At 68.5% G+C, this 10,801-nt stretch carries 9 protein-coding genes; 4 read left to right on the top strand and 5 right to left on the bottom strand.

What is annotated here, in order from left to right; genetic code table 11:
- Positions 1-796: 796 nt before the first annotated feature.
- Genes KIP79_RS45485 through KIP79_RS45475 form a run of 3 tightly spaced genes read right to left on the bottom strand, consistent with a single transcriptional unit; the run spans position 797 to position 2,698 of the window.
- On the bottom strand, positions 797-1,729 hold the full coding sequence (locus tag KIP79_RS45485) for an RluA family pseudouridine synthase (protein WP_214111304.1): 933 nt from the start codon (positions 1,727-1,729) through the stop codon (positions 797-799).
- The gene (lspA, locus tag KIP79_RS45480) at positions 1,722-2,339 is read right to left on the bottom strand and encodes a signal peptidase II (RefSeq protein WP_308170247.1); all 618 of its coding nucleotides are present in this window, start codon (positions 2,337-2,339) and stop codon (positions 1,722-1,724) included. Before lspA ends, KIP79_RS45485 begins: the two co-directional genes overlap by 8 nt.
- Positions 2,303-2,698 (bottom strand): TraR/DksA family transcriptional regulator, encoded by a 396-nt coding sequence (locus tag KIP79_RS45475; protein WP_214111303.1) that lies wholly within the window; start codon positions 2,696-2,698, stop codon positions 2,303-2,305. Before KIP79_RS45475 ends, lspA begins: the two co-directional genes overlap by 37 nt.
- 456 nt (positions 2,699-3,154) lie before the next feature.
- On the opposite strand from KIP79_RS45475, the gene ileS reads away from it, so the two are divergent.
- Positions 3,155-6,319, top strand: coding sequence for an isoleucine--tRNA ligase (ileS, locus tag KIP79_RS45470; RefSeq protein ID WP_214111302.1), 3,165 nt, complete (start codon positions 3,155-3,157; stop codon positions 6,317-6,319).
- Positions 6,320-6,446: 127 nt separating this feature from the next.
- Here ileS and KIP79_RS45465 read toward each other — a convergent pair whose 3' ends face one another.
- The gene (locus tag KIP79_RS45465) at positions 6,447-7,124 is read right to left on the bottom strand and encodes a TetR/AcrR family transcriptional regulator (RefSeq protein ID WP_214111301.1); all 678 of its coding nucleotides are present in this window, start codon (positions 7,122-7,124) and stop codon (positions 6,447-6,449) included.
- Positions 7,125-7,214: 90 nt separating this feature from the next.
- On the opposite strand from KIP79_RS45465, the gene KIP79_RS45460 reads away from it, so the two are divergent.
- Genes KIP79_RS45460 through KIP79_RS45450 form a run of 3 tightly spaced genes read left to right on the top strand, consistent with a single transcriptional unit; the run spans position 7,215 to position 9,643 of the window.
- The gene (locus tag KIP79_RS45460; RefSeq protein ID WP_214111300.1) at positions 7,215-8,180 is read left to right on the top strand and encodes a ketopantoate reductase family protein; all 966 of its coding nucleotides are present in this window, start codon (positions 7,215-7,217) and stop codon (positions 8,178-8,180) included.
- A 24-nt stretch (positions 8,181-8,204) separates the two neighbouring features.
- Positions 8,205-9,410, top strand: coding sequence for a cytochrome P450 (locus KIP79_RS45455; RefSeq protein ID WP_250214930.1), 1,206 nt, complete (start codon positions 8,205-8,207; stop codon positions 9,408-9,410).
- A gap of 38 nt (positions 9,411-9,448) precedes the next feature.
- Positions 9,449-9,643 carry a ferredoxin gene (locus KIP79_RS45450; RefSeq protein WP_214111299.1) on the top strand — a complete coding sequence of 65 codons (195 nt, stop codon included), beginning with the start codon at positions 9,449-9,451 and terminating at the stop codon, positions 9,641-9,643.
- 149 nt (positions 9,644-9,792) lie between these two features.
- Here the strand turns inward: KIP79_RS45450 and KIP79_RS45445 are convergent, their stop codons facing one another.
- Positions 9,793-10,167, bottom strand: a complete 375-nt coding sequence (locus tag KIP79_RS45445; protein ID WP_214111298.1) for a hypothetical protein — start codon at positions 10,165-10,167, stop codon at positions 9,793-9,795.
- Positions 10,168-10,801: the final 634 nt, after the last annotated feature.

Raw genomic sequence — 10,801 nt, 5'->3', positions numbered from 1 at the left:
ACCCACCCACCCTTGTTCGACCTCCGGTCGGGGGCCCGGCTCCGCCGGGGTGGGCGGTGGCCGTCCGGCACGCGGAAGTCCTGGTTACCGTGTGCTCGCACCCATCCACCCCTCTGACAGTGAGGATGTGGGTGAACGCCTCCTGGTGGGGTCTGGCCCACCTTCTGACTGACCAAGGTGTCCTGGGAGGGATCTGCCGACCCCGGCCGGGAGGCGTTCACCGCACTCACCGGGCGCGGCTTCCGCCGGGACGGATGGTTGCCATGGAACTCCCACCTACCCACCCTTTCGACCTTCGGCCGGACCCGCCCCCGCCGGGCAGGCAGAGCCGCGTGTCGATCTTCGGCGCGCCGGGGCGGAAGCCGACGACCCCAGCGGAGCGCCGACGGCCCCAGCGGAGCCGGGTCTGCGACCGAAGATCGAACAAGGTTGGGGGAAGTCTCCCGGCAACCAACCTTTTCGCGTGCCGGACGGCAACCGATCCTCCCCGGCGGAGCCGGGCCCGGACCCAACCGATCCTCCCCGGCGGAGCCGGGCCCGGACCCAACCGATCCTCCCCGGCGGAGCCGGGCCCGGACCCAACCGATCCTCCCCGGCGGAGCCGGGCCCGGACCCGGGGGTCGGAAGGGTGGGTGGGACATCCACCCCAACCAGCACACATCAACCTGACCAAACCCCGGCGTAAGCCGAACCCGACCGGAGGTCAAAGGGTGGGTGGGTGGGACATCCATGGCAATCAGTAAACAAACGAAACCACGCCAGGAATGGCCCACGACATTCACCGGGCCAGGGAGGATTAGTAGCCGTCCTCGCTCACGAGTTCGAGTGCTCGGGCGAGGTCTTCCGGATACTCGGTGGTGAAGGACACCCACTCCCCCGTCGCGGGATGCTCGAACCCCAGCGAGACCGCGTGCAGCCACTGGCGAGTGACGCCCAGACGGGCGGCCAGGGTGGGGTCGGCGCCGTACTGGAGATCGCCGACGCAGGGGTGGCGAAGGGCGGACATGTGCACCCGGATCTGGTGGGTGCGGCCGGTTTCGAGCTTGATGTCGAGAAGGGAGGCGGAGCGGAAGGCCTCAATGGTGTCGTAGTGGGTGATGGAGTCCTTGCCACCCGCCACGACCGCCCACCGCCCGTCCCCGGAGGGATGGCGATCGATGGGAGCGTCCACAGTCCCACGCAGAGGGTCCATGTGGCCCTGAACAAGGGCGTGGTACCGCTTCTCCACGGTACGTTCCTTGAAAGCGCGCTTCAGCGAGGAGTACGCGCTCTCGCTCTTGGCCACCACCATGGCCCCGGTGGTGTTGGCATCCAGCCGATGCACAATGCCCTGCCGTTCGGCGGCACCACTGGTGGAGACCCGGTGCCCGGTCCCGAGCAGCCCCCCGAGCACGGTAGGCCCGGTCCACCCGACACTCGGATGCGCGGCCACCCCGACCGGCTTGTTCACCACCACAATGTCGTCGTCCTCGTACAGGATGCCCATCCCGGGAACCGGCTCGGCGACCGGCGTGGGCGCGCTCGGCGGCGGCGGAATGGTCACATCCAGCCAGGCCCCCGCATGCACCCGGTCCGACTTGGCCGGAAGCGCCCCATCCACCAGCACGTCACCCGACGAGATCAGCTCCGCCGCACGGGTCCGCGAAAAGCCGAAGAGACGAGCCAGCGCGGCGTCCAGCCGCTCACCCTCAAGCCCATCGGGAACAGGCAGACTACGCTGGTCACCCATCCCGAGTGTCCTTCTCCTTGGCGGGAGCCACCTCGCGGGTCCCGTCGATCTGATAACCCCGCCAGGCCAGGAAAACGGCCAGGATGCCACCGCAGACAATGGACGAATCGGCCACATTAAAGATCGGGAACCCGGTAGCCGGGAACGCCTGCACGAAGTCCACCACGTGCCCCTGGAACGGAGCCGGGGAGCGGAAGATCCGGTCCGTCAGGTTGCCGATCGCCCCGCCCAGCAGCAGGCCGAGCGTGATCGCCCAGGGAAGGCTGCGCAGTTGCCGAGCGGTCCGCATAATCGCAATAACCACCGTGGTGGCGATAAGGGTGAAGACGATGGTCATCCCGGTGCCGATGCTGAACGCCGCCCCGGGGTTGCGAATCACGTTGATCACGAGCACGTCGGGGATCACCACCAACGGCGGCTCGGGCTCCAGATATTCGACGACAAGGAACTTGGTAACCACATCGAAGACGTAGATGAGCACGGCCACGGCGGCCAGCAGACCGATCCGCCGCGTCCGCACCCCCCCACCGGCAACCCCGCCGGCTTCCTCAGCCACGTCCGCACCACCTTCGCTCAGCGGCGCTCCTCCCGCTGCTTGCACGCCACGCACAGCGTCGCCCTCGGGAACGCCCGCAGGCGTTCCTTGCCGATCGGCCGTTGGCACGATTCGCACACTCCGTAAGTCCCTGCGTCGATACGGGCGATCGCCCGCTCGTTCTGCGCGAGTACATCGCGCGCATTCAGGGTAAGGGCGATCTCGCGTTCGCGCTCATAGGTCTTGGCCCCGGCGTCGGCCGGGTCGTCGCCCGCGCCTTCGCTGGAGTTGCCGGTCGCGAGTTCGGCCTCGGCCCGGAGGATCTCGGTATGAAGTTCGTCTATTTCCAGCAACAATCGCTCTCGCACCTCGGCGAGTTCGTCGTTGGTCCAGATGTCCTCGCTAGTGGCGGTCTTAGCCTCACGCGTGGCCATGTGGCCTCCCCATGCACAGTGATCAGGCAAGTCCAGGCAGCATAAGTAGCGGATTGGAGCGCGGCAATCGACGCGCCGATGGATTTACGCCATCCGTAACCGGTCGGTTCGCTCCTCCCTGTATGCCGGGTACCTCCTGAACAACACCACCCCGTGACGTGTTCCGCCAATAACCGGGAAGCCCTGGCCACCCGGCTGCGTTATGGTGTGGACTGCAAGGCGTTGATGGGGACGAGTACCTCCGTACCCACTCGCAGGAGCGACCCGGGGATGGTGCGAGCCCGGGGCGAGCCACGGAGAGAAGATCACCCCGGAGCCGCCGGAAGAACGGCTTTACCCCCGGTAGAGACCCAGTAGACCCGGCCGCAATCTTTGAATGAGTGGGCCTCCCTTGGGGGCCAAGGAGGGTGGTACCGCGGAGCCGCCGGCTTCGTCCCTCCACGCCCAGTCCGACATATGTGGTCCGACACGCGTGGAGGTCCGTTGTCCACCCACAGTTTCCGTTCGCTACCCGCGCAGGTCGACCTGCCGGCCCTCGAACACGAGGTGCTGGAGCGCTGGCGTGACGGCAAGGTCTTCGAGCGGTCGCTGGAGCAGAACGCCAGTGGCCCCTCCTGGGTCTTCTACGAGGGACCCCCCACCGCGAACGGCATGCCCGGCGTGCACCACGTCGAGGCGCGCGTCTTCAAGGACGTCTTCCCCCGCTACAAGTCCATGCGCGGCTACCACGTGCCCCGCAAGGCCGGCTGGGACTGCCACGGCCTCCCGGTCGAGGTGGCCGTGGAGAAGGAGCTGGGCCTGTCCGGCAAGCCGGAGATCGAGGCGTACGGCATCGCCGAGTTCAACGCCAGGTGCCGCGAGTCGGTGCTCCGGCACGTGGACGCGTTCGAGGAGATGACCGAACGCATGGGCTACTGGGTGGACATGTCCCAGGCCTACCGCACCATGGACCCCTCCTACGTGGAGGCCGTCTGGTGGTCCCTCAAGGTCATCTGGGACAAGGGCCTGCTCTTCCGGGACTTCCGGATCACCCCGTACTGCCCGCGCTGCGGCACCGGCCTGTCCGACCACGAGCTGGGCCAGCCCGGCGGGTACGAGACCGTCTCCAGCCCCTCGGTGTACGTGCGCATGCCGGTCACCGGCGGCCCCCTGGCGGGCGTCGACCTGCTCGTCTGGACCACCACGCCGTGGACCCTGGTCTCCAACACCGCCGTGGCCGTCCACCCCGAGGTCACCTACGTGGTGGCCGAGAAGCCCGGCGAGACGCCGGTGCTGGTCGCGGAGCCGCTGCTCGGCGCCGCCCTCGGCGAGGGGTGGACGGTCCGCGAGCGCCTGTCCGGGGCCAGTCTGGAGCACACGCCGTACCAGCGGCCGTTCGAGCTGGTGGAGATCCCTGGCGCGCACTACGTGGTGCTCGGCGACTATGTCACGGTGGAGGACGGCACCGGCCTGGTTCACCAGGCCCCCGCCTTCGGCGCCGACGACATGACCGTCTGCAAGAAGTACGGCCTGCCCGTGGTCAACCCGATCGGCCCCGACGGCCGCTTCCACGCCGAGGTCCCCCAGGTCGGCGGCCAGTTCTTCAAGGACGCCGACGAGGGCCTCACCGAGGACCTGCGCAACCGCGGCCTGCTCTTCCGTGGCGGCCACTTCGACCACAGCTACCCGCACTGCTGGCGCTGCCACACCCCGCTGCTCTACTACGCCCTGCCCTCCTGGTACATCAGGACCACCCAGATCAAGGACCTGCTGCTCGCCGAGAACGAGCGCACCAACTGGTACCCGGAGACCATCAAGCACGGCCGGTACGGCGAGTGGCTGCGCAACAATGTGGACTGGGCGCTGTCCCGCTCCCGCTACTGGGGCACCCCGCTGCCGCTGTGGACCTGTGAGGCCGACCACGTCACCTGCGTCGGCTCGCTGGCCGAGCTGGGCGCGCTGGCGGGTCAGGACCTGACCGCGCTGGACCCGCACCGCCCGTACGTGGACGACGTGACCTTCGCCTGCCCCGAATGCGGCGAGCAGGCGAGCAGGGTGCCGGACGTGATCGACGTCTGGTACGACTCCGGGGCCATGCCGTTCGCCCAGTGGGGCGCTCCCCACGTCAACAAGGAGATCTTCGAGGAGTCCTTCCCCGGCCAGTTCATCTGCGAGGCCATCGACCAGACCCGGGGCTGGTTCTACTCGATGATGACGGTGGGCGCTCTGGTCTTCGGGCGTTCCTCGTACGAGAACGTGCTCTGCCTGGGGCTGATCCTGGCCGAGGACGGCCGGAAGATGAGCAAGCACCTCGGCAACGTGCTGCGGCCGATGCCGCTCATGGAGCAGCACGGGGCCGACGCGCTGCGCTGGTACATGGCCACCTCCGGCTCTCCCTGGTCGCCGCGCCGGATCGGCCACGGGCCGCTGGAGGAGATCGTCCGGAAGGTGCTGCTCACCTACTGGAACACGGCCTCCTTCTTCACCCTGTACGCCAACGCCTCCGGCTGGCAGCCGGCCGAGGTGACCGGGGAGCGGCCGCTGATCGACCGCTGGGCGCTGGCCGAACTCCAGCGCACGGTGGCCGAGGTGACCACCGCCCTGGACGCCTTCGACACCGCCCGGGCCGGGCGTCGCCTCACCGAGTTCCTCGACGACCTGTCCAACTGGTACGTGCGTCGCTCCCGCCGCCGCTTCTGGACCGGCGAGCAGGCCGCCTTCGCCACCCTGTACGAGTGCCTGGAGACGGTCACCCGGCTGATGGCCCCCCTGGTGCCGTTCGTCACCGACTACGTCTGGGACGTGCTGCGTGGCCCGGAGGACCCGGCCTCGGTGCATCTGGCCGGCTGGCCCCAGGTCCGCGACGAGCTGCTGAATCCGGCGCTGTCGGAGCAGATGGCCCTGGTTCGGCGGCTGGTGGAGCTGGGCAGGTCGGCGCGGGCCTCCTCGTCGGTGAAGACCCGACAGCCGCTCGGCCGTGCCCTGATCGGCGCGCCCGGCTGGGCGTCGCTGTCCGGCGAGCTGCGCGACCTGATCGCCGACGAGCTGAACGTGCTCACCCTGGAGGACATGTCGGGCTTCTCCGCCGACCTGGTCACCTTCACCGTCAAGCCCAACTTCCGTGCCCTGGGCAAGCGGTTCGGCTCCCAGACCAAACTGGTGGCCGCCGCCGTCACCGCCGCCGACCCCGCCGCACTGGCCCAGACCCTGCGGTCAGGTACGGCCGCCACCTTGGAGGCCGGGGAACTCGGCACGGTCGAGCTCACTCCCGACGACGTGATCATCACCGAGCAGCCCAAGTCCGGCTGGGCAGTCGAAACCGGCGCGGTAGACACCGGCACCGGCGAGACGGTGGCCCTCGACCTCGCCCTCACCGACGAACTCCGCCAGGCAGGCCTCGTCCGCGAGGTGGTCCGCCTGGTCCAGGACGCCCGCAAGTCCAGCGGCCTGTCCATCACCGACCGAATCGACCTACGCTGGACAGCCGGATCCGAGGAACTCGCCGAGGCCCTGCGTTCCGGCGGCAAAACAGTAGCCGAGGAGGTCCTGGCCACCTCGTTCCACGAAGGCGACCTAGACACCAACCAGGTACTCCACCAGGACCCCGACCTCGGCCTAACGTTCCAACTCCGCAAGGCCTGACCTGATCACCAAAAAGCGCCCGGTGACAACCACCGGGCGCTTTTTGCGCGATTGCCCTGAGCATCTTCGCCGCCGTACCGCTAACCGGATCCTTCACCCGCGGCATGCGACCTCGTGTCGCACCTTGTCATAGCGGGCGGCGACGCTGCGGTTGAGCTTGAGCCGGTTGATCCCGTACTTGATGCCGTGCCGCTGTTCGCACCTCGTGCACCTCTCCTTCTGCAAGGCGTACGGATGGCCGCGGGCGGCGCAGCCCGTCCAGCACGAGGGTGATGACATCGTCGGCCTCGGCCCGCCAACCGGGGCGGTCATGGGCCGCACTGATGCCGTGCAGCGCCATCATCACGGCACCGGCACCCACGTCGTCGCGAACGGTGCCGTCCCGCACGGCGGCGGCCACCAGGTCGGCGACAGCCTGCTCCAGCGCCCGGCTGCCCTCGGCGAGGGCACTCGAGCGATCGGCCATGAGCGTGGCCAGCGTCCGGGCCAGGCCCTCGTGGGCAGCTATGTGGGCGACCATGCCACGCAGGAAGGTCGCCAAAGCCTCCGCCGCGGGCAGCGTGGCCTGGAGCTGGCGGGCGCGGTCGCACAGCGCGGCGACTTCCCCGTGGTAGACCGCCTCGGCCAGCGCCTCCCTGGTGGGGAAGTGGCGGTACAGCGTGCCGGTGCCCACACCGGCCAGGCGGGCGAAGTCATCGAAGCGCAGGTCGAAGAAGTCTCCGGCGTCGAAGACCTCCCGGGCCTTGGCGAGCAGGGCCTGGCGCTTGCGTTGGGCGTCGGCCCGCAGCGGCTTGTCGGCGGTCATGCGCTACCTCGCGTTGACAAGTGGAGATGATCTCCATATTTTGAAAAATGGAGATGACCTCCAAATCGATCGTACCCCACGAGGTGCAGCTTGAAGATCCTGATGTTCGGCCGAGGCGTGATCGCCACCGTCTACGGCTGGGCCCTGCAACAGGGGGGACATGACGTCGAGTTCTACGTCCGGCCGGGCCGCGCGGCGACGTACGGGGACGCGGTGGACCTCGACCTGGTCGATGCGCGGCACCGGCTGTGGGGGCAGCGCGTCGTCGAGAAGTGGCCGGTGCGCTACCGCGAGGCGCTGGATCCGGACCACGGCTTCGACCTGATCGTGCTCAGCGTGCCGCACCACCGCCTCGCGGAGGCGACGGCCTTCCTGGCCCCGCGTGTCGGCCAGGCCACGGTGCTGGTCTTCGGCAACATCTGGACCGAGCCGCTGGCCGCGATCGGCGCACTCCCTGTCGACCAGATCGCCTGGGGCTTTCCCCAGGCCGGTGGCGGTTTCGGCGCGGACGGCGTGCTCCGTGGGGCGCTGCTGCCGTCGGTCGTCTTCGGCACCCTCGGCCGGCCCCCGACCGACCGGGAGCGGGCCGTGCGCCAGGTGTTTCGCGAGGCCGGGCTCCGGCTTAAGGAGCAGCCCGACTTCCGCGGCTGGCTGTGGGTCCATTTCGTGTCGGATGCCGGCCTGTTCTCGCAGGGCCTGCGGCTGGGTTCCCTGTCCAAGCTGGCCGGGGCAACGGGCGACCTGCGCGAAGGGCTGCTGGCCGGCCGCGAGCTGCTGCCGCTCCTCAAGGCGCGCGGCCTTGACCTGCGACGGCACCGGGGCGGTGTGCTGCTGTTCCGGGCGCCCACCTGGCTGACGGCCCCCGCGCTCGCCTGGCTGACTACTCATGTCGCGCCGGTGCGCGTGAATTTTGCGGCGCACTCCGACCCCGAGGCTCAGGAGCCGCGGGAGATCTGCCGGGACGCGCTGGCGGAAGCACGACGGTTGGGCGTCGCAGTACCGCGGCTGGAAGCGGCGGAACCGCACTTCGCCCGTGCGAAGACGGATCGAGTCTGAACCCACTGTAGCGAAAGGAAAGTCTTGACCATCGTCGAGAATCACGAGTTCCCCATGGCCCGTACCTGCCCGTTCGCGCCGCCGCCGGCGTACGAAGAGATCCGCGAAGAAGAGCCGGTCTCGCGGGTTCGGCTGCCCGACGGCGAGTGGGCCTGGGTGGTCAGCCGCCATGAAGACGTGCGAACCGTGTTGAACGACCGGCGGTTCAGCGCCGACCGGCAGCATCCGGACTTCCCGCAGCTGGTCAAGGGCGAGGCAGCATCCCGGCGGCCGGACGAGGAGCGCACCCTGATCACTATGGACGCGCCCGAGCACGGGCCGGCGCGCAAGGCCGTGCTCGGCGAGTTCACGGTGCGCCGGTTGGAGGCGCTGCGGCCGCGGATCCAGGAGATCGTCGACGGGCAGATCGACGCGCTGCTGGCCGGGCCGCAGCCCGGTGACCTGGTGGACTCGCTGTCGCTGCCGGTCCCGTCACTGGTGATCTGCGAGATGCTGGGCGTGCCCTACGCCGACCATGAGTTCTTCCAGGAGCACACGGTAAAGGTGATCAAGCAGTCGACACCGCCCGAGGAGCGGTGGGCGGCCACGAAAGCCATCCAGGGCTACATGGCCGACCTCATCGCGGAGAAGGAGGACAACCCGCCCGAGGACCTACTCGGGCGGCAGATCGTCAAGCTGCGCGAGAACGGCACCTACCGGCGGACGGCACTGGCCGGAATGGGCTTCCTGCTGCTCGTGGCCGGCCACGAGACGACGGCGAACATGATCTCGCTGTCGACCGTGGCGTTCCTGCGCAACCCGGAGCAGCTCGCGATGATCAAGGCCGACCCGGGCAAAACGCTCAACGCGGTCGAGGAGATGCTGCGATACTTCACGATCATCGACGCGGCGACGGCCCGGCTGTGCGTCGAGGACATCGAGGTCGGCGGGCAGCTGATCCGCGCCGGCGAAGGAGTGCTGGCGCTCGGTTATTCGGCCAACCGGGACCCGCGGGCGTTCGAGAACCCGGACGAGCTCGACATCGAGCGCGGCGCGCGCCACCACGTCGCGTTCGGTTTCGGGCCGCACCAGTGCCTGGGCCAGAACTTGGCTCGGATGGAGCTACAGATCGTGTTCAACACGCTGTTCCGCCGCGTCCCCAGCTTGGAGCTGGCGGTGGATGTCGACGAGCTGCCGTTCAAGGACGACGCGAACATCTACGGCCTGTACCAGCTCCCGGTGACCTGGTAGAGGACGAACTGCCATCCCCACCACAGGAGGAGAGGGCCATGAAGATCATCGTGGACACCGGCAAGTGCGTCGGTGCCGGACAATGTGTGCTCACTGAGCCCGCGCTGTTCGACCAGAGCAAGGACGACGGCACAATCATCGTGCTGAACGAGACGCCGGACGGCGAGCTGGCCGAGAAGGCCCGCGAAGCGGCGCACGTGTGCCCTAGCCAGGCCCTCTCCCTGGAGGAGTGAGTCAATCCGTGGATGGCCGTACAGCCTGAAACGATCATGCTGGTCGGTGTGCGACGCTGAACGGCCCGTCTCCGCTCAAACAGGGCGAACTCGCACGATGCGGCTAGGTCGCCACTACCGCGTGACAGTGCGACTCGGCCCGACCGGGATCACGCCGGCGTCATGGCCGGCGTGTCGGCAGAACTGGTCGTCCAGTTCGGCATCTCGCAGCGTGAGCGGGCGGCGACCAAGCGTGGCCGGTGCACGCTGGAGCGGCGCGCGTTCGGACAGCGCAGGCACATGTTGTGCTGAGGCACGGGCCGGCCGAGCACGGTGGCGCGCTTGACGCACACCGCGGTGGCGGCGTCGAAGAAGCAGTCGTTGAGTACGCCGGGGTGCAGGGTTTTCGTTAGGTGCGCCAACATAGTGCGCAACTGGGGCTCGTCCGACACGATGCCGGGCAGGTCCGCGCCGAGCGCGAACGGCATCCCGTCGTCGACGCCGACGCAGGCCAGTACGGCGACGTTGCTGCAAAGGCAGGTCACGGACGGCGGCCACCGATGTCTTTTACAGCAACATGCTTGTTCCCTTCCAAACTGCTGGTTGGTCGCCTCCAGAGCGTCCAACTGCGACAGTCAGGAAGTTGCGTCATAACTGTGGAACTCCCACCCAGCCCCCCCATGACCCTCCGCGGTCCGGACCCGACCCCCGCCGGGGCGAACGGGCCGCCCACACGAACGGCAACTCCGCCATTGCTGCCCAGTTGATCACCCATCAACCAACTGCCCTACACCCGGCAACCAACTTCCCGTGTGCCCAAAAGGTCGCCACCATCCCGGCGGAGCCGGGTCCGACCGAAGGTCACAAACGGATGGGCGGGACCTATCGGCAATGGAGGGGGCGGGTGGGCGGGAGAACGGCGCCAACCCGATTCCGTCGACTACCCCTCACGCTGGAAGATCGATTGCTGTGGAACTCCCACCCAGCCCCTATGACGGTCCGGGGTCCGGACTCGGCCACCGCCGGGGCGGAGGATTGCCGCGCCACGTGTGCGGAGACAATGCCCAGTTGATCACCAACTGCCTATACCCGGCAACCAACTTCCCGTGTACCCAGAGGTCGCCACCATCCCGGCGGAGCCGGGTCCGACCGAAGGTCACAAACAGATCGGAAGAGCGT

It is taken from the genome of Acrocarpospora catenulata (assembly GCF_018476525.1).
Classification (GTDB): domain Bacteria; phylum Actinomycetota; class Actinomycetes; order Streptosporangiales; family Streptosporangiaceae; genus Acrocarpospora; species Acrocarpospora catenulata.
The sequence above is the reverse complement of the archived record's forward strand: the minus strand, read 5'-3'. Positions and strand labels throughout refer to the sequence as shown.